The organism is Streptomyces angustmyceticus, from assembly GCF_040701845.1.
Taxonomy (GTDB): domain Bacteria; phylum Actinomycetota; class Actinomycetes; order Streptomycetales; family Streptomycetaceae; genus Streptomyces; species Streptomyces angustmyceticus_A.
Genome location: NZ_JBFBHQ010000001.1, coordinates 191,802 through 210,040 on the forward strand (window position 1 = coordinate 191,802; position 18,239 = coordinate 210,040).

General features: G+C 74.2%; 17 protein-coding genes. 10 read left to right on the top strand and 7 right to left on the bottom strand.

Annotated elements, in window-relative coordinates; genetic code table 11:
- Positions 1-24: 24 nt before the first annotated feature.
- On the bottom strand, positions 25-1,389 hold the full coding sequence (locus AB0411_RS00800) for a hypothetical protein (protein WP_366415017.1): 1,365 nt from the start codon (positions 1,387-1,389) through the stop codon (positions 25-27).
- 202 nt (positions 1,390-1,591) lie between these two features.
- Here AB0411_RS00800 and AB0411_RS00805 point away from each other — a divergent pair, with 202 nt between their 5' ends.
- A complete protein-coding gene (locus AB0411_RS00805; RefSeq protein ID WP_366415018.1) occupies positions 1,592-2,152 on the top strand; it encodes a hypothetical protein in 561 nt (186 codons plus the stop codon).
- A gap of 27 nt (positions 2,153-2,179) precedes the next feature.
- Here the strand turns inward: AB0411_RS00805 and AB0411_RS00810 are convergent, their stop codons facing one another.
- From AB0411_RS00810 to AB0411_RS00820, 3 genes are read right to left on the bottom strand one after another with little or no spacing between them, the layout of a single operon-like run.
- Positions 2,180-3,340, bottom strand: a complete 1,161-nt coding sequence (locus AB0411_RS00810; protein ID WP_366415019.1) for an acyl-CoA dehydrogenase family protein — start codon at positions 3,338-3,340, stop codon at positions 2,180-2,182.
- Positions 3,337-4,593, bottom strand: a complete 1,257-nt coding sequence (locus AB0411_RS00815) for an acyl-CoA dehydrogenase family protein (protein ID WP_366415020.1) — start codon at positions 4,591-4,593, stop codon at positions 3,337-3,339. The genes AB0411_RS00810 and AB0411_RS00815 overlap by 4 nt, the downstream gene beginning before the upstream one ends.
- Positions 4,590-5,588, bottom strand: a complete 999-nt coding sequence (locus AB0411_RS00820) for an NADPH:quinone oxidoreductase family protein (protein ID WP_366415021.1) — start codon at positions 5,586-5,588, stop codon at positions 4,590-4,592. Before AB0411_RS00820 ends, AB0411_RS00815 begins: the two co-directional genes overlap by 4 nt.
- Before the next feature lie 203 nt (positions 5,589-5,791).
- On the opposite strand from AB0411_RS00820, the gene AB0411_RS00825 reads away from it, so the two are divergent.
- Positions 5,792-6,688: a helix-turn-helix transcriptional regulator gene (locus tag AB0411_RS00825; RefSeq protein ID WP_366415022.1), complete on the top strand. Its 897-nt coding sequence runs from the start codon at positions 5,792-5,794 to the stop codon at positions 6,686-6,688.
- Between the two features lie 54 nt (positions 6,689-6,742).
- Here the strand turns inward: AB0411_RS00825 and AB0411_RS00830 are convergent, their stop codons facing one another.
- Complete coding sequence (locus AB0411_RS00830; protein ID WP_366415023.1) at positions 6,743-7,225, bottom strand: LNS2 domain-containing protein; 483 nt, start codon at positions 7,223-7,225, stop codon at positions 6,743-6,745.
- On the bottom strand, positions 7,222-7,911 hold the full coding sequence (locus AB0411_RS00835) for a winged helix-turn-helix transcriptional regulator (RefSeq protein ID WP_366415024.1): 690 nt from the start codon (positions 7,909-7,911) through the stop codon (positions 7,222-7,224). Before AB0411_RS00835 ends, AB0411_RS00830 begins: the two co-directional genes overlap by 4 nt.
- Positions 7,912-8,024: 113 nt before the next feature.
- Here AB0411_RS00835 and AB0411_RS00840 point away from each other — a divergent pair, with 113 nt between their 5' ends.
- The 7 genes from AB0411_RS00840 (at position 8,025) to AB0411_RS00870 (ending at position 16,439) form a co-directional block, all read left to right on the top strand.
- Positions 8,025-9,236, top strand: coding sequence for a pyridoxal phosphate-dependent aminotransferase (locus tag AB0411_RS00840; protein WP_366415601.1), 1,212 nt, complete (start codon positions 8,025-8,027; stop codon positions 9,234-9,236).
- Positions 9,237-9,557: 321 nt separating this feature from the next.
- Positions 9,558-10,835: an ergothioneine biosynthesis glutamate--cysteine ligase EgtA gene (gene egtA / locus AB0411_RS00845; protein ID WP_366415025.1), complete on the top strand. Its 1,278-nt coding sequence runs from the start codon at positions 9,558-9,560 to the stop codon at positions 10,833-10,835.
- The gene (gene egtB, locus AB0411_RS00850; RefSeq protein ID WP_366415026.1) at positions 10,832-12,151 is read left to right on the top strand and encodes an ergothioneine biosynthesis protein EgtB; all 1,320 of its coding nucleotides are present in this window, start codon (positions 10,832-10,834) and stop codon (positions 12,149-12,151) included. The genes egtA and egtB overlap by 4 nt, the downstream gene beginning before the upstream one ends.
- Positions 12,152-12,188: 37 nt before the next feature.
- Entirely contained in the window at positions 12,189-12,944 is a 756-nt protein-coding gene (gene egtC / locus AB0411_RS00855) for an ergothioneine biosynthesis protein EgtC (protein WP_366415027.1), read from the top strand.
- Positions 12,941-13,903 (top strand): L-histidine N(alpha)-methyltransferase, encoded by a 963-nt coding sequence (egtD, locus tag AB0411_RS00860; protein ID WP_366415028.1) that lies wholly within the window; start codon positions 12,941-12,943, stop codon positions 13,901-13,903. Before egtC ends, egtD begins: the two co-directional genes overlap by 4 nt.
- 146 nt (positions 13,904-14,049) lie before the next feature.
- Positions 14,050-14,976 carry a phosphatidylinositol-specific phospholipase C gene (locus AB0411_RS00865; RefSeq protein ID WP_366415029.1) on the top strand — a complete coding sequence of 309 codons (927 nt, stop codon included), beginning with the start codon at positions 14,050-14,052 and terminating at the stop codon, positions 14,974-14,976.
- A 266-nt stretch (positions 14,977-15,242) separates the two neighbouring features.
- Complete coding sequence (locus tag AB0411_RS00870) at positions 15,243-16,439, top strand: trypsin-like serine peptidase (protein ID WP_366415030.1); 1,197 nt, start codon at positions 15,243-15,245, stop codon at positions 16,437-16,439.
- Here AB0411_RS00870 and AB0411_RS00875 read toward each other — a convergent pair.
- Positions 16,411-17,445, bottom strand: coding sequence for a phosphatidylinositol-specific phospholipase C domain-containing protein (locus tag AB0411_RS00875; RefSeq protein ID WP_366415031.1), 1,035 nt, complete (start codon positions 17,443-17,445; stop codon positions 16,411-16,413). The two genes, AB0411_RS00870 and AB0411_RS00875, sit on opposite strands and share 29 nt — an antisense overlap.
- A gap of 174 nt (positions 17,446-17,619) precedes the next feature.
- On the opposite strand from AB0411_RS00875, the gene AB0411_RS00880 reads away from it, so the two are divergent.
- On the top strand, positions 17,620-18,159 hold the full coding sequence (locus AB0411_RS00880; RefSeq protein WP_366415032.1) for a DUF2165 domain-containing protein: 540 nt from the start codon (positions 17,620-17,622) through the stop codon (positions 18,157-18,159).
- Positions 18,160-18,239 lie beyond the last annotated feature (80 nt).

Here is an 18,239-nt window from a genome sequence, read left to right on the forward strand (position 1 = left end):
CTCGCCGCGCCGCTCGTCCCGCCCTCAGAATCCGCCCCCGAAGCCCCCGTCACCCCCGCCGCCGAAGCCGCCCCCGTCGAAGCCGCCGCCGTCGCCGAAGCCGCCCCCGAAGTCGTCGGAGTTGAAGTCGGCCCCGGAGGAGTCGCCGCCCTCGGCGCCCCCCGCACCGCCGAAGTCGGCGCCGTAGGCGTCGGTGGAGAACATCACGTTGCCGAGCAGGGTGCCCACCAGGAGGCCGGGCAGCAGGCCGCCGCCGAAGTAGCCGCCGGCCCAGGGGCCGTAGGCCGGGCCCGCGTCCCAGTAGGGGCGGTCGCCGCTCGCGGTGCGGACCGTACGGGCCAGCGGCTCCCGGCCGTCGTCCAGGCGGCTCTTGTCCGCGGCGCAGACCGGAACGGTGCGCTCCGCGCCGCCCGCGGGCGCCCAGGCGGCATCGGCGACGGACGGACCGTGCCGCGGGTCGAAGAAGCAGGGCAGCCGGCGCTCGGGCAGCGGCCTGCCCTCGCGGCGCGCGGCGAGGGTGGCCAGCGAGAACCGGCCGTCTTCCAGGGCCTGGGTCACGGCCCGCACCTCGCGCGGGTGCCCGGCCGCCGCCATCGACGTCTTGGCGTTCTCGTACGCGTCCAGCGCATGGCTGTAGTCCGCGCGCATCGCGTCGTCCGCGCCGGGCTCGCCGGGGTGGAAGTCGAGGCGGTCCAGCTCCTCGCCGAAGGCGGTGATGTCCTCGTCGACGACGACCCGCAGGTCCTCCAGCGCCGCTCGCTCCTCCTCGGCCCGCCTCCTGCGGTTGCGGCGGGCGATGGCGTACGCGCCGCCACCGCCGACGGCGACCAGCACACCGAGGCCGATCGCCGTGCCGGTGTCGAAGCCGGAGCCGCCGGAGCCGCCCCAGGAGGAGGGGGCGTGGCCGTGCGCGGACTTGAGGGCGGTGTCGACGAAGCTGTTCAGGCGGGCGCCGACGTCGGAGTACTGGGAGCGCTTGACCGATCCGACGAGGTTCTGCACCGCGCTGTGCGGCATCACCCGCGGGTCGGCACCGGCGTTGAAACCGTTGCCGAGCTCGACGGCGTAGACGCCGCTGATCCCGGTCTTGGTGCGCAGGTCCCGCAGCAGCGTGCCGGGCGGGTATTCGGCGGCCCGTGGCAGCACGGCGACGAAGACCGGCTTGTCCGCGTCCTTGATCTTCTTGGCCAGCGCGTCCGCTTCGGCCTTGGGGAACTGGCCCGCCATGCGGGGATCCACGTAGACCGGGCCCTTGGCGAGGGCCGTCGCGGCCGTGTCGAGTCCGCCGGCGGCACGGGCGCCCGGTGCCGTCGCGGCGACCACCGCCAGGAGCGCTGCCACCAGCAGCAGTACGGGTCCGATCAGGGCACGGCGTATTGCGGTCCTCATGTGTCCGACGCTACCTGAACCGTACTTTCCAGACATCACCGGTGCCGGGGTCGATTCTGCCCGCATCGGGGGATTTTCCTCCGCCGGCTCAGGCCTGTCGCGCCGGGGCTGTCCATCCAGGTGATCGCTCCGCGCGTCGTTTTTGATGATCGGAGTGCCGGGGATGTTCGGCTCGCCACTCCCCCGAGGAAACGAGGAGACGATGTGCAGGGCCACCTCGATGGCCACCAATCTGGCCGTCGCCGTCGCCGCCACCGCCGTCGGATGCATGGTGGTGATCTCGCTGACGCCGTCGCTCCCGGACGCCGCCGGGAACCGGCCCTCGGGCGGCGCGACGCGGGCCGCCGCGTCCGGCCACGGGGGCTCGGCCGCGCGGGCCGCCATCTCCGCCCTCCACACGACCGCGGCCGGCGCGGACCCCGGGAAGGCCGGGGATTCCGGGGAGTTCGACGCGTCGCCGACGGGGCGGATCGAGGTGACCGAGCCGGCGCCGGGGGTCGACTACAAGGCGAACGGCAGCTTCACCGTGGCCTGGAAGAACAGCACGGGCGAGCCGGTGGACGTCTGGCTGCGGGCGGCGACGGGGCACGACCGGTCGCAGCGGGTGGCCCTGGTGGTGCCCCGGTCCGGCGCCGGACCGGCCGGTGAGGCGATCGTGACGCTGCCCAAGGTGCCACCGGGCCCCCACTACTTCCTGGAGGTGTCGACCGCCGGTGATGCCGCGGTCGGCGGCCTCAGCCGGACCTTCGCCATCACCGAGTGACCGCGCCCACCGGACCGGAGAACAGACCTACGGGGCGTCGAGGGCGACCAGACCCGCCAGTGCCGCCCGGTGCCGCCCCGGCGAGCCGAGGGCCAGTTCGTCGCTCTTGGCCCGCTTGAGGAACAGATGGGCCGGGTGTTCCCAGGTCATGCCGATGCCGCCGTGCAACTGGACGCATTCCTGGGCGGCCCGGACCGCCACCGGTGCGCAGTACGCCTGGGCGACGGCCACCGCCACCGGGGCGTCGGGGCTGCCGGTGGCCAGGGCGTCCGCGGCATTACGGGCGGCCGCGCGGGCCGAGGCCACCTCCAGCCAGAGCGCGGCCATCCGGTGCTTGAGCGCCTGGAACGAGCCGACGGGGCGGCCGAACTGGGTGCGCTCGGCCGTGTAGCGCACGGTTTCGGCCAGGCACCATTCGGCGACGCCCAGCTGCTCCGAGGCGAGCAGTCCGGCGCCGGCGAGCAGGGCACCGTCGACGGCGGCGCGGGCCCGTTCCCCGGAGGCCAGGAGCGTGCCGCGGGCGCCGTCGAAGGTGAGGTGGCCCAGGGGGCGGGTGAGGTCGAGCGGGGTGACGGAGCCGGTGCGGACACCGTCCGCCGCGGCCTCCACGGCGTAGAGGGCCGGACCGTCGGGGCCCTGGGCCGGCACCAGCAGGAGGGCGGCGCCCGCGGCGTCGGCGACCGAGGTCACCCTGCCGGTCAGGGTGCCGTCCGCCGCGGCCCGGACGGCCGGTTCGGCCGCCCCGCCCGGAGCGGTGGGCCACGGGACGGCGAGCACACCGACGTGTCGGCCCCCGGCGAGCGCGGCGAGCGGCGCGGCGACCTCCTCCCGGTCACGGTCGCAGCCGAGCAGGGCGGTCACCGCGATGACCGCGCTGGTCAGGTAGGGGACGGGCGCGACACAGCGGCCCGCCTCCTCCAGCACCACGGCGGCCTCCCGCGCGCTCGCGCCCGCGCCGCCGAGCTTCTCGGGCACCAGCAGGCCCGCGGCGCCGATGTCCGTGGCGAGCGCGCGCCACAGCCCGGTGTCGTGGGCGACCGCCGACTCCAGGCCCGCGAGCACCGTGGCCGGAGCGCTGCGGTCGGCGAACAGCGACCGCACGGCGGCGCGCAGCGCGTCCTCTTCCTCGGAGTACAGCAGGTCGGGGTCGGCTGCCGGGCTGCCGGCCGGGGCTGTCCCGTCGTTCATCGGGGGAGGTCCTTCCACGCGACGTCCTTGTCGGTGCGCGGCTCGGGCGGCAGGCCCAGCACGCGTTCGGCGACGATGTTGAGCAGCACTTCCGAGGTGCCTCCTTCGATGGAGTTCCCTTTGGCGCGCAGATAGCGGTAGCCGGCCTCGCGGCCGGTGAAGTCGACGCCGTCGGGGCGGCGCATCGTCCAGTCGTCGTAGGTCAGCCCGTCCTCGGCGAGGAACTCCACCTCCCAGCCGCTGATCTCCTGGGCGAGCCGGGCGAAGGCCAGCTTCATCCCGCTGCCCTCGGGGCCCGGCTGGCCCTTGGTCAGCTGCTGGCGCAGGCGCTCGCCGGTGAGACGGGCGACCTCGGCCTCCACCCACAGCGTCAGCAGCCGCTGGTGCAGGTCGTGGGTGCGCAGGTCGGGCCGCGCGCGCCAGTCGGCGGCGGCCACGCCGATCATGCCGCCCTCGCGGGGGATGCGGCTGCCGCCGATGGCGACCCGCTCGTTCATCAGCGTGGTCTGGGCGACCTTCCAGCCCTCGCCGACCGCGCCGAGGCGCCGGCTGTCGGGGATGCGGACGCCGGTGAGGAACACCTCGTTGAACTCGGCCTCGCCGGTGATCTGCCGCAGCGGACGGACCTCGACGCCGGGGTCGGTCATATCGCAGATGAAGTAGCTGATGCCGCGGTGTTTGGGCAGGTCGGGGTCCGTACGGGCGATGAGGATCGCCCAGCGGGCCAGATGTGCGCTGGACGTCCAGACCTTCTGGCCGTCGACGATCCAGTCGCCGCCGCTCCCCGCCTCGTCCCCGCCCTCGCGGACCGCGCGGGTGGCCAGTGCCGCCAGGTCGGAGCCGGCGCCGGGCTCGCTGAACAGCTGGCACCACACCTCCTCGCCGGTCCACAGCGGGCGCAGCAGACGCTGCTTCTGTTCGTCGGTGCCGAAGCGGAGGAGGGTGGGCGCGGCCATGCCGAGGCCGATGCCGATGCGGCCGGGGTCGTTGTCGGGGGCGCCGGCGGCCGTCAGCTCCGCGTCCACGACCGCCTGGAGGGAGCGCGGCGCGTCCAGCCCGCCGAGCCCCTCGGGGAAGTGGACCCAGGCCAGCCCGGCGTCGAAGCGGGCGCGCAGGAAGTCCAGCCGTTCCGTCTCGGACCAGAGGCGCGGGCCCGCAGGGCCCTCGTTCGAGGGTGGTGGTGGGAGACGGGTGGGCGGATGGGCGGCGAGCAGCTCGGCGGTGCGCCGGCGCAGGTCCTCGGCGTCGGTCATCGGGTCTCCTCCGCGGCGGGCAGGACGACGAGCCGGCCGGTGGACGTGCCGTCGGCGACCCGCTGGACGGCTTCGGCGGCGCCCTGCAGCGGGAACCTGCCGCCGATGAGCGGCTTGACGGCGCCCTGGGCGGCGAGCATGGCCAGCTCCTCGTGGCAGGCGTCGACCGCGGCCGGGTCCTTGGTGTTGTACAGGCCCCAGTGGAGGCCCAGGATCGCGTAGTTCTTCACCAGCGCGTGGTTGAGGGCCGGGGTGGGGATGGCGCCGCCGGCGAAGCCGACGACGACGATCCGGCCCTCGAAGGCGATGCACTTGACGGACTTGGCGTAGGCCTCGCCGCCCACCGGGTCGTAGACCACGTCCGCGCCGCGGCCGCCGGTGGCCTCCTTCACGGCGCCGACGAGGTCGTCGTGGCGTCGGTCGAGGACGAGGTCGCAGCCCAGTTCGCGGGCGGCCTCGGCCTTGTCCTCGCCGCCCACGACACCGATGACCCGCGCGCCGGCGGCCTTGCCGAGCTGGACGGCGGCGCTGCCGACGCCCCCGGCGGCGGCGTGCACGAGCAGGGTCTCGCCCGCCTGGAGCCGGGCCCTGCGGTGCAGTCCGAACCAGCCGGTCTGGTAGCCGATGTGCAGCGCGGCGGCCTCGGCGTCGTCCAGCGCCTCGGGGGCGGGGCGCACCGCCGCCGCGTCGACGACGGCGAGTTCGGCGAAGCCGCCGTCGGGCAGCGGCGGCTGGGCCAGCACCCGGGCCCCGATCTCTCCGGCCGCCCCCTCGCCCGCGGCGAGCACCTCGCCGCAGATCTCCACGCCGGGGGTGAACGGCAGCGGCGGCCGCACCTGGTACTGGCCGCGGCAGAGCAGGGCGTCGGGGAAGTTGACGTTGGCGGCCCGCACCCGCAGCAGCAGCTGACCCGGTCCCGGCTGGGGGTCCGGCACCTCCTCCAGCCGCATCACTTCACGCGGCTCGCCGTTCGCGTGTACGCGCCATGCCTTCACCTGGTGCCTCCACTGACCTTGGATACGCGGGTGGGGCGGCAGGCGCAGCGGCGCCACCGCCAGCGACATACTAAGCGGTCGGTATCCCGCAGGGAACAGTCTCCGCCACATCGCGGCGGCACCCCGGCACCGCCGGCCGGGTCCGGGACCCTGCCCCCGGCAGGGTCAGGCTCGCGGCCGCCCGATACCGCAGACTGGCCGGCATGGACGCACCCGTCACGGACTCCCCCGCCGCGCTGGGCGACTTCCTGCGCACCCGCCGCGCCCGGCTGCAGCCGGCGGACGTCGGGCTGGTCTCCTACGGGGCGCGGCGCCGCGTCCCCGGCCTGCGCCGCGAGGAGCTGGCCCAGCTGGCCGGTGTCAGCGTCGCCTACTACACCCGCCTCGAACAGGGCCAGAGCCACCAGGCCTCACCAGGGGTGCTGGACGCCCTGGCCCGTGCGCTGCGCCTGACCGACGACGAGCGGGCCCACCTGCGTGCGCTGGCCCGCCCGGCCACGGCACGCCGCCGCCCCGCGGCGCGGCACGCCACGGCCCGCGCCGGGGTACGGCAGTTGCTCACCGCGGTCGCGGACGTACCGGCCCTCGCCCTCGGACCGCGCTTCGAGATCCTGGCGTGGAACCGCCTGGGGCACGCGCTGATCGCCGGGCACCTCGCCCCCGGCAGCCCCGGCCGCCCGCAGGACCGCCCCAACCTCCAGCGGCTGCTGTTCCTCGACCCGCACACCCGCGAGCTGTACCCGGACCGCGACGAGGAGGTCCGACGGGCCGTCTCCTCCTTGCGGGTGGCCGCGGGCCAGCACCCCGACGATCCGCAACTGGCCGCACTGATCGGCGAGTTGTCGATGAAGAGCGCCGAGTTCAGCGCCCTGTGGTCCCGGCACGCCGTCCGCAACTGCGCCTTCGGGACCAAGCGGCTGCACCATCCCCTGGTGGGCGAACTGGAGCTGGACTTCGAGGTGCTGCAGACGCCGGACGGCTCCGGGCAGGGCGTGCTGATGTACACCGCGGCGCCGGACTCACCGTCCGAGGCGGCGCTGCGGCTGCTCGCCGCGGAGCACGGCCCGGAGGCCCGGGCCCTCGAACCCGAGCGCTCCTAGATCCGCGTCCTGCGGTCGGGCGCTCCCCGTCGAGGGAGTGCCGCGCGGATGGCCTCAGGTCCGGCCGGCCTGCTGCTGGGCGTCCCGCAGGGTGTCGGACGGCATCGCCCAGCGCGCCCGTATCACGGGGTAGCCGGCCTTCTCGCAGGCGTCGCAGACGAGTTCGTCGTCGTCGACGACATGGCGGACCTCGCGGCCGCGGGCGATCCGGCGCAGGATCTCCAGCTTGGTGTGCCGGGCCGGGCGCCGGTCGCTGTCCGGGCGCATCCACAGCCGGCCCTCGGGCAGCCCGTGCCGGGCGAGCCAGGCCAGCGTGTCGCGGCGGCACCGTTCCGGGCGGCCGGTCAGGTAGACGACCTCGCACTCCTCGGTGCTGCGCAGGGCCAGGGCGACCCCTTCGGGGAGCGGAGGGTCCTCGGGGGCGGCCGCGAAGAAGGCCTTCCAGTCGCGCGGGGCGCGCTGCAGGTGGTGCTGCCGGTGGGTGGAGTCGGCGAGCGTGCCGTCCAGGTCGAAGACCGCCAGGGGGCGCGTCGTCATGCCGTTGCCGTCCTCGTGTGCCGCTGCCGCCGGCCGGCCGCCTCGGGCGGGGTGACCGCGATCCGGCCGGATTCGATTCCCTGCGCGAGGGAGAGGCGATCGTACGCGATCTCGGCGCAGGTCGCGGTGTCCATCCGCAGGACGACGTCGGGGCGTTCGGCGGGGCCGTCCGCATAGCCGGGCCCGCCGGCCGCACCGTCGGCGCCCGGGTCGCCGTCCCCCGTCCCGTCGCCTCCGAGGACGACATGGAACTCGCCCTCGTCGAGGGCGATGCCGACCACCTCGACGCCCTCGGGGAAGTGCCGGGCCAGCCGGGCGACGAGGGGCAGCGCGAACCAGTGGGCCCGCACGGCGTCGGTGGGGCGCTTCTCGTCGAGGGCGGGGGCGCCCCAGTCGGCGAGGGCGGCGAGCGCGGGCAGCAGCGCACGGCCGCGCGGGGTGAGTTCGTAGACGAAGGCGGCGGTGGGCGGGGCGAGCCGGCGGCGGGTGACCAGCGCTTCCCGCTCCATGTCCTTGAGCCGGGAGGCGAGCATGTCGGTGCTGACGCCCGGCAGGTCGGCGTGCAGATCGGTGTAGCGCCGGGGGCCGCCCAGCAGCTCCCGGACGATCAGGAGCGTCCAGCGGTCGCCCACGGCGTCGAGGGCTCGGGCAACGGCGCAGTACTGGTCATAACTTCGGCGCGGCATGACACCAGCATAGACAGAAGTTGGACTTTCCAAGTCCCAGCTTGGTAAAACCAAGTACGTTGTGACGAATGCTGCCGCACCGCGCGGTGAGCGAGGTACCGGGAGGCCGCCGCATGCAGTTCAAGCAGTCGAGCAAGATGGCCGACGTCTGCTACGAGATCCGCGGCCCGGTGATCGAGCACGCGGACGCACTGGAGGAGGCCGGCCACAGCGTGCTGCGGCTGAACACCGGCAATCCGGCGCTGTTCGGCTTCGAGTGCCCGGACGAGATCCTGCAGGACATGATGCGCAACCTCTCCCGTGCGCACGGCTACACGGAGTCCCAGGGCATCCTCTCGGCACGCCGCGCGGTGGCCCAGCGCTACCAGGAGAGCGGACTGCCGGACGTCGGCGTGGACGACGTCTACCTCGGCAACGGCGTCTCCGAACTCGTCTCCATGGCGGTGCAGGCGCTGCTCGACGACGGCGACGAGGTCCTCATCCCGGCCCCCGACTTCCCCCTGTGGACGGCGGTCACCACGCTCGCGGGCGGCAAGGCCGTGCACTACCTCTGCGACGAGTCGGCGGACTGGCTGCCGGACCTCGACGACCTCGCCTCGAAGATCACCGACCGCACCCGGGCGCTGGTCATCATCAACCCCAACAACCCGACCGGCGCGGTCTATCCGCGCGAACTGCTGGAGGGCATGCTCGATCTCGCCCGGCGCCACGGGCTGATGGTCTTCGCCGACGAGATCTACGACCGGATCCTGTACGACGACGAGGTCCACCACCACGCCGCGGTGCTCGCCCCCGATCTGGTCTGCCTCACCTTCAGCGGCCTGTCCAAGTCCTACCGCGTGGCCGGCTTCCGCTCCGGCTGGCTGGTGGTCTCCGGCCCCCGGCAGCACGCCGCCGACTACCTGGAGGGCCTGGGCACCCTCGCGTCCATGCGGCTGTGCCCGAACGCGCCCGCCCAGTACGCCATCCAGGCCGCGCTCGGCGGCCGGCAGAGCATCGAGGACCTGGTGCTGCCCGGCGGCCGGCTGCGCGAGCAGCGCGACCGGGCCTGGGAGCGGCTGAACGAGATCCCGGGCGTCTCCTGCGTCAAGCCCAAGGGCGCGCTCTACGCCTTCCCCCGCCTCGACCCCGCGGTCCACAAGATCCACGACGACGAGAAGTTCGTCCTCGACCTCCTGCTGCGGGAGAAGATCCAGGTCGTCCAGGGCACCGGTTTCAACTGGCCGCACCCCGACCACTTCCGCATCCTCACCCTCCCCCGCGCCGACGACCTCGACGCGGCGATCAGCCGGATCGGGCGCTTCCTGGCGGGCTATCGCCAGTGACACCGGGCGGCGGGCGCGCCGTGCCGCCGCGGCGGCAAAACAGGCCCCACCCGGCACTCACTCGAACGGCCGTACCCCTCTCCCGCCCCCGTCCGCCGCCCGCCGGGCCGGTCCGCGCTCCCGGCGGCGGGCGGGAAGGCCGTTCCGGCGCCGGGAGGGCGCCGTGGCACCGTCCGGTGGTCTCCCGGTCCGGACGGCCGCCCCGCGCCGTGGCGGCCCGTACCGCCGACCTCGGCGCGAAAGCGCCCTTGAGCGCATCGCCCGCAGCAGATTAGGTGGAGGGCGGCAATCCTGCCGCCACCCACCAGGGAGAGGGATTCCATGCCCGTACGGCCTGCGGAAACAGAAGCGGAGCTGGAAGCTCACCTGCGCGGAATATGCTTCAAGACCGGCCCGCCGAGCCGGCTCGGGGTCGAGATCGAATGGCTGGTCCACGACGCGCGCAACCCCCGATGTCCCGTCGAACCGGCCCGGCTCCACAGCGCGGCCACCACGCTGCGCGCCCTTCCCCTCACCTCCCTGCTGACGTTCGAGCCCGGCGGCCAGCTGGAGCTCAGCTCGCTGCCCGCCGACTCCCTCACCGAGTGCATCGACGCGGTCAGCGCCGATCTGGCACTGGTCCGCCCCGCCATGCTGGCCATGGGGCTGGGCATGGCCGGCCACGGTCACAATCCGTGGCACCGTCCTCAGCGGGTGCTGACCGCCCCCCGCTACGACGCCATGGAGGCCTACTTCGACCGTTGGGGCTCCGCCGGGCGGTCCATGATGTGCGCCACCGCGTCCGTGCAGGTGTGCGTGGACGCCGGGTACGAGGAGCCGGGGCCGCTCGGGCACGGCAGGCGCTGGCTGCTGGCCCATCTGCTGGGCGCGGTGCTGGCCGCTGCCTTCGCCAACTCGCCCACCAGCGAGGGCTGCCCCACCGGCTACCGCACCACCCGTCAGGTCGTCTGGTCGCAGCTCGACCCGGCCCGTACCCTCGCCCCGCCGCAGGGACCCGATCCGCGCACCGCCTGGGTGGACTACGTCATGGACGCCCCGGTGATGTGCCTGCGCGCCGAGGACGGCCCCTGGCACGCACCGGAGGGGCTCACCTTCCGCGAATGGGTCCGCACCGGCGTGCCCAGACCGCCCACCCAGGAGGATCTGGACTATCACGTCACCACCCTCTTCCCGCCGGTACGGCCGCGCGGCCATCTCGAACTGCGCATGATCGACGCGCAGTCGGGCGAGGCCGGCTGGGTCGTGCCGCTGGCCGTCACGGCCGCGCTGTTCGACGACCCGGAGGCCGCGGAGCGGGCGTACCGCATCGTCAAGCCCCTCGCGGAGACGGCGGGCTCCCGCCCGGCTCCGCGCAATCCGCTCTGGCGGCGGGCCGCCCGCGGGGCGCTGACCGATCCGGAGCTGCACGCGGCGGCGGTGGCCTGCTTCGCCGCCGCGCAGGAGGCGCTGCCCCGGCTCGGCGCCTCCCCCGAGGTGCTCGCCGCGGTCGCGGAGTTCACCGAACGTTATGTGGACCGCGGCCGCTGCCCCGCGGACGATCATCTCGACGCCCTGTACGCCGCGGAGGGCGATCTCATCCTTGGGAAGGACAGCCAGTGACCCCCGATCCCGAGCTCCTCCGTGAGCGCGCTGCCTCGGCCCTGCTCGCCGCCCGCGACCGCACCCGCCTGCTGACCACCTGTGTCGAGAAACCCGATCTCGTCGCGCAGCACTCCCCGCTGATGTCCCCGCTGGTGTGGGACCTGGCGCACATAGGCAACCAGGAGGAGCAGTGGCTGCTGCGCACCGTCGGCGGCCGTGACGCCCTGCGCCCGGACATCGACTCCGTCTACGACGCGTTCGAGCACCCCCGCGCCCAGCGCCCCTCCCTGCCGCTGCTCGCCCCCGACGAGGCGCACGGCTATGTCGACGAGGTCCGCGGCCGGGTGCTGGACATCCTGGAGCACGCCCCGCTGCACGGCGGTCCGCTGCTCGACTCCGGATTCGCCTTCGGCATGATCGCGCAGCACGAGCAGCAGCACGACGAGACCATGCTCATCACGCACCAGCTGCGAGCCGGGCCGCCGGTGCTCACCGACGCCGAGCCGCCGCCCGCCCCCGACGACGTGCTCCCCGCTGAAGTGCTCGTGCCCGGCGGGCCGTTCACCATGGGCACCTCCACCGAGCCCTGGGCGCTGGACAACGAGCGGCCCGCGCACCACCGGCTGGTGCCCGCCTTCCTGATCGACACCACCCCCGTCAGCAACGGCGCCTACCAGCGGTTCATCGAGGCCGGCGGCTACGAGGAGGCGCGCTGGTGGGCCCCCGAGGGCTGGGCCCAGGTCCAGGAGCACGCACTGCGGGCACCACTGTTCTGGAAGCGCGACGGCGGCCAGTGGCTGCGCCGGAGGTTCGGGGTGACCGAACCGGTGCCGCCGGACGAGCCCGTGCTGCATGTGAGCTGGTACGAGGCCGACGCCTATGCGCGCTGGGCCGGCCGGCGGCTGCCGAGCGAGGCCGAGTGGGAGAAGGCCGCCCGGCACGACCCGGCGACCGGGCGCGCCCGCCGCTACCCCTGGGGCGACGAGGACCCCACGCCGGCGCACGCCAACCTCGGCCAGCGGCACCTGCGGCCCGCCCCGGTCGGCAGCTACCCGGACGGGCAGTCGCCGCTGGGCGTACGGCAGCTGATGGGCGATGTGTGGGAGTGGACGGCGAGCGACTTCCTGCCGTATCCGGGCTTCGCCGCCTTCCCCTACCGGGAGTACTCGGAGGTGTTCTTCGGCGACGAGTACAAGGTGCTGCGCGGCGGTTCGTTCGCGGTCGCCCCGGTGGCCTGCCGGGGCACCTTCCGCAACTGGGACCTGCCGATCCGCCGGCAGATCTTCTCCGGGTTCCGTACCGCCCGGGACGCCGACCCGGCGGCGGACGCATGACGCCCGCGGCCCCGCCGGCCCGGGAGGCCGATGCCTGATGTGCCGTCATCTTGCCTATCTGGGGCCCGAGATCCCCCTCGGCCAGGTGGTCCTGGCCCCGCCGCACAGCCTCTACCGGCAGTCGTGGGAGCCGCGCCGGCAGCGGCACGGGACGGTCAACGCGGACGGGTTCGGCGTCGGCTGGTACGCGCCGGACGATCCGCTGCCCGCCCGCTACCGGCGGGCCGGGCCGATCTGGGGCGACGACCTGCTGCCCGATCTGGGGCGGGTGGTGCGCACCGGCGCACTGCTCGCCGCCGTACGCGACGCCACCGTGGCCGGTGCGGACGCCGAGGCCGCGGCCGCGCCGTACGCCGAGGGGCGCTATCTCTTCAGCCACAACGGCGCGGTGTCCGGCTGGCCGGAGTCGCTCGCCCCGCTGGCGGCCGAACTGCCCCCGGGGGAGCTGCTGCGGCTGCCGGCCCGCTGCGACGCGGCGTTCCTGTGGGCGCTCGTCCGGCACCGGCTGACCCGCGGCGACGAGCCCGGCGAGGCGCTGGCCGGCACCGTCGCTGCGGTCGCGGCGGCCGCGCCCGGCTCCCGGCTCAATCTGCTGCTGACCGACGGCACCACCATCGCCGCCACCACCTGGGGCGACACGCTGTGCCACCTGGCCCGTCCCGGAGGCGGCACGGTCGTCGCCTCCGAACCGTACGACGATTCCCCCCACTGGACCGACGTCCCGGACCGCACCCTGCTGCGCGCCACCCGGACCGAGGTCCACCTCACCCCGCTCAAGGAGCCCGCCACGTGAGCCCGCTCAGCATCACCCGCACCCTTCCTGCCGACGCCACCGCGGCCGCGCTGCGCGCCGATGTCGCCCAGGGCCTGGCCCGTACCCCCAAACAACTGCCGCCCAAGTGGTTCTACGACGCCCGCGGCAGCGAGCTGTTCGAGGACATCACCAAGCTGCCCGACTACTACCCGACCCGCGCCGAGCGGGAGATCCTGCTCACCCGCGCCGACCACATCGCCGCGGCCACCCGGGCGCGCACCCTGATCGAGCTGGGGTCGGGCTCCTCCGACAAGACCCGCCACCTCATCGGCGCCCTGGACGAACTGCACAGCTATCTGCCCGTCGACGTCAGCGAATCGGCGCTGGCCGCGGCGGGCGAGACGCTGCTCACCGAGCACCCCGGCCTCACCGTGCACGCGCTGGTCGCCGACTTCCAGCAGGGCATCGAGCTCCCCGACACCCCGGGCCCGCGGCTGCTCGCCTTCCTCGGCGGCACCATCGGCAATCTGCTCCCCGAGGAGCGCGCCGCGTTCCTGCGGTCCGTGCACGACATGCTCTCCCCGGGCGACGCGCTGCTGCTCGGCACCGACCTGGTCAAGGACGAGGCCACCCTCGTCGCCGCCTACGACGACCCGCAGGGCGTGACGGCCGCGTTCAACAAGAACGTCCTGGAGGTCATCAACCGCGAGCTGGGCGGCGACTTCGACCCCGCGGACTTCGACCACGTCGCGCTGTGGAACACCGAGCGCGAGTGGATCGAGATGCGACTGCGGGCCCGCAAGGACCTGACCGTCAAGGTCCCCGGAGTGGACCTGGCGGTGACCTTCACCGCGGGCGAGGAGCTGCGGACCGAGGTCTCGGCCAAGTTCCGCCGGGAGGGCGTGCGGGCCGAACTCGCCTCCGCAGGGCTCGAATTGGACAGCTGGTGGACCGACAGCGCGGACCGGTTCGCGCTGTCGCTGTCCTTCCGCGTCTGATATCCGCCCTTTCCCGGCCGGCGTGACCCTCCGGTCCGCCGGCCGGGTGCCGCCCGCGCGCTCCTTGTGGTTCGATGCCCCGATCGCAGGTGCGCGCCGGGGCTGTTGCCGCGCGCCCACGCAGACTCGACGACAGGGGAAGCGGCATGGGGCTGGGACTGGATCGGCGCAACTTCCTCCGGGGCGCGGCCGGGCTGTCGGCCGCCGGGGTGCTGGCGGGCTTCGGCAGCGGGCAGTTCACGGCGGACGCGGCCCAGCGCCGGGCCGGACTGTCCGTGCAGGACTGGATGTCGGCGCTCGGCGACGCCACCCCCGTCCAGCGGCTGACGATCCCCGGCACCCACGACTCGGGCGCCCGGGTGGGCGGCCCCTGGGTCGCCTGCCAGAACACCCCCGTCGACGCCCAGCTCAACAGCGGCATCCGCTTCCTGGACGTCCGCTGCCGGGCCATCGACAACGTCTTCGCCATCCATCACGGCGCCTTCTACCAGGAGCTGATGTTCGGTGATGTGCTCAACGCCTGCCGGGCGTTCCTGCGGGCGCACCCTTCCGAGACGGTCCTGATGCGGGTCAAGCAGGAGTACTCGGAGGTCGGCGCCGAGGAGTTCCGCCGGATCTTCGGCATCTACCTGGACGACAAGGGCTACCGGTCCCTGTTCCGGCTGGACGCCGGCCTGCCGACGCTGGGCCAGGCCCGCGGCCGGGTGGTGCTGCTGGCGGACTCCGACGGCCTGGGCGGCGTCCGCTACGCCGATCCGCAGCTGTTCGACATCCAGGACGACTACATGGCGGAGCCGTTCGGCAAGTACCCCAAGATCGAGGCCCAGTTCCGCAAGGCCGTCGCCCAGCCCGGCAAGCTCTTCGTCAACTATGTGAGCACCGCCGCCCTGCTCCCGCCCCGCTCCAACGCGGACCGCCTCAACCCCCAGGTCAAGCGGCTGCTGGAGGGCTCGGAAGGGAGCGGCTGGACGGGCCTGGGGATCGTCCCGATGGACTTCCCGAACGAGACCGGCCTGGCGGAGACGCTGATCCGGCACAACCTCGCGGGGCAGGGCGTGCGGCTGACGGCCTGAGCGGGAGCGGCGGGGCGCGCGCCGCACCACCGGGGTCCCGGACCGGTTCGGCCGGGGCCCCGCGCGGGTCACCCGACCGGCCCAACGCGGCGCGGTCCGGCGGCGCGGCCGCCGCCGCCCGCCGCGGCCTGTCCGACGGGCCCCTCGGACGGCGGGTCCGCCGGGTTTCCGAGCCCCGGTTCCTTTCCGTGATCTTCGCCTTCCGAGCGGAATGATGCGCCAAGTGACCGAACCATGGGACGGATCCGTGCATCAGACTGGGTGAAATGTCTGGTTCCGGTGACGTCCCCGCATCCGACGGGGTAAAGCGCCGGCTGATGCGGCGAGGCGGGCTGTTGGTGGAGACGAGCGAACGCGGGACCGAGCCGGCGGACCACGCCGGCGGGGCGGACCGGGCGGCCGGGGCACCGGCGGCCGAGGACTGCCTCGGTCCCCGCGGCCCGGCCTGCACCGGCCGCGGCCGGCCCGGCGTTCCGCTGCGGGTCACCCTCGTGCTCGGGGTGCTCACCGTGGCCGTGGGCAGCACGGCACTGGTGCTGGGAGCCCCCGCCCGCGATCCGTTCCTGGCCGCCGGGGACACCACCACCGGCTCCTACCTCGCGACCCGCGCCGACGGCGACCGGGCCGCCGCCGCACTGCTCGCCGGCCCCTACCAGGAGCGTCCCGGGCCGCCGGTGACGGCACGCTACGGCGGCGGGCGGGCGGCCCCGCTGGCGGTGTCCCGGCCCCTGCGGGCGGCCCCGGCGGCGCCCGCACCGGCGATCGGCGCGCTCTTCTCCCCCGACGACGACGGCGACCCGGTCCACCACTGCACGGCAAGCGTGGTGCACGCCCCCGGGGGCGACCTCATCGTCACCGCGGCGCACTGTGTGCACGACGACGGCTTCCGCACCCGGCTGGTGTTCGCGCCCGGCCTGCACGACGGGATCGCGCCGTACGGCCTGTGGGTGCCCACCCGGATCCAGGTCGATCCGCGCTGGATCCGCGACCGGGACCCCGACCACGACGTGGCCTTCCTGCGGGTGCGCCGGGCAGGAAGGGGCGGCGGCCGGATAGAGGACGTCACCGGCGCCGAACGCATCCGCTTCGGCACACCGGCCGGACGTCCCGCGCAGCTGGTCGGCTACCCCGAGGACCAGGACGCGCCGGTCAGCTGCCGCAACCGCACCGACGCCCCGAGCCCGACCCAACTCCGCTTCGACTGCCCGGGGTTCCCCAACGGGACGAGCGGCGGGCCGATGCTCACCGACCTCGACCCGGCCACCGGCACCGGGTCGCTGATCGGCGTGATAGGCGGCCTGGACGGGGGCGGAGACGACTACGTCTCGTACAGCAGCCGGTTCGGCGCGGACGTGGCCGCGCTCTACCGGCGGGCGGCCGCGGAGCCCGACCCGCGGGCCGCGCAGCCCGGCTCCGGGACCGCCGCCCTCGGCGTCATGCCCCGCGCGGCACCACGGTCTTGAGGACGGACGGCAGCGGGTACCAGTCGGCGGTGGCGAAGCTCGCGTGCGCCGCGGCGAGCCGCCGGACCCGGGCCAGCGCCTCCGCCTCGGTCGGGTGCGTACCGTCGATGACCGGCGGCACGTTGTGGGCGTCGGTCATGATGAGCAGGTAGTGGCGGGTGTCGTACCAGGAGGTGTCGATACTGCCGTTGAGATACGTCGCGGCGTCGCCGTCGAAGACCACGAACCAGGGGCGCAGCGCCGGGTCGGCGTAGCGCTCGCGGGGGTCGCCGGGAGCCGCTCCGTGCACCGCGGGGAACGCCGTCGACTGCGCCAGCTTCCCTTGCGCCGCAAGGTCCTTGAGGTGGCCGGCGTACTCGACGTCGGTCCACAGCTTGTCGAACGGGTTCTTCTCCTCGACCGTGCCGGGTATCAGCTCGAACAGGAACTTGCCGGCCAGGTCGGCGCGCGAGGGCCACCCGCCGGCCCGCACCGCCTCGTCGGCGGTGGCGTGCCCGCCGGTGAGGTCCCCGGGGCCGTAGACCGCGTCGCCCAGCTTCTGCCGGACCAGTGCGTCGAACTCGGCGGGGCCGCGGCCGCCCTTGGCGTTGAAGCCGTCCTTCATCTCGACCTTGAGCAGGATCGGGCGGTGGCCGGGGTGGGCGTCGTGCCAGGCCTTCATGTCGGCCAGACAGCCGGCGAAGTCCTGGTCGCGGCTCTTGGTGCGCAGCTCCGAGGCGTTGGCGGCACCCTCGCAGTTGCTGTTGTTCCCGAGCGGGTTGCTGTGCGAGACCCGCCAGGACCGGCCCAGGGCATTGGACCAGAGGTCGAGTTCGAGCAGTGCGGCGCCGGAGTCCAGGGCGTCCGCGAAGTAGCGGTACTTGTCCTTCTCATAGGCGTTGTGGACGCCCACGGACGTGCTGGTGCCGTATGTCGTGGCGGCCGGCTCGGCGCCCGCCGGTCCGCTCACCGCGATCACTGCCGCCGCCGCGGCGGCGACCGTCCCCACACACCGCTTCCCGTTCATGTGCCCCGCTTTCCCCTAGGTCGTCGGCCGTCGGTCCTGCTCCCGAACGCCGCCCCGACCGGTCGGTCGTCCGGTCGATCGGGGAGCAGCGTACGGGAGTTCGGCAGATGAGGGACCATGAGGGCCGCAACAGAGAAGGAAACAAAGAATGACAGGAACCGCCGGGGAGGGCGCATGACCGACAGACACCCCACCGACCGCACGCCACGTACCGGACTGCCGCTGGCGGCGGCCGTCCTCACGGGGACGGTCGCGCTCCTCATCTCGCTCGTGGCCTTCGGCAACATCACCGACTTCGGCACCAACCAGGCCTTCGTCCGTCATGTCCTGGCCATGGACACCACGTTCAAGGACCCGGACCTGATGTGGCGGGCCCTCACCTCGCACGGGCTCCAGGACGCCGCGTATCTGGCGATCATCGCCTGGGAGACGGTGGCCGCGGTGGTGCTGCTCGCGGGCACCGCGCTGTGGGTGGTCGGTGCGCGGCGCGGCGGCTTCGCCCGCGCCCGGCGGATAAGCACGCTCGGGCTGCTGATGGTGGTGCTGCTGTTCGGGGTGGGCTTCCTCGCGATCGGCGGCGAGTGGTTCGCGATGTGGCAGTCGAAGGACTGGAACGGGCTGGAGGCCGCGACCCGCAACCTCACCGTCGCCGGGATCGCCCTGCTGGTGGTCCATCTGCCCGGCGCGGCCGGAAAGCCGGTGAGCGCGGAGTAGCCGGGGGCGGCGGGCGCGGGGGCGCCGCCGCTCCCGGCCCCCCGGCGGGCCGGAGATCCGGTCCGCCGGGGGCGGGACGC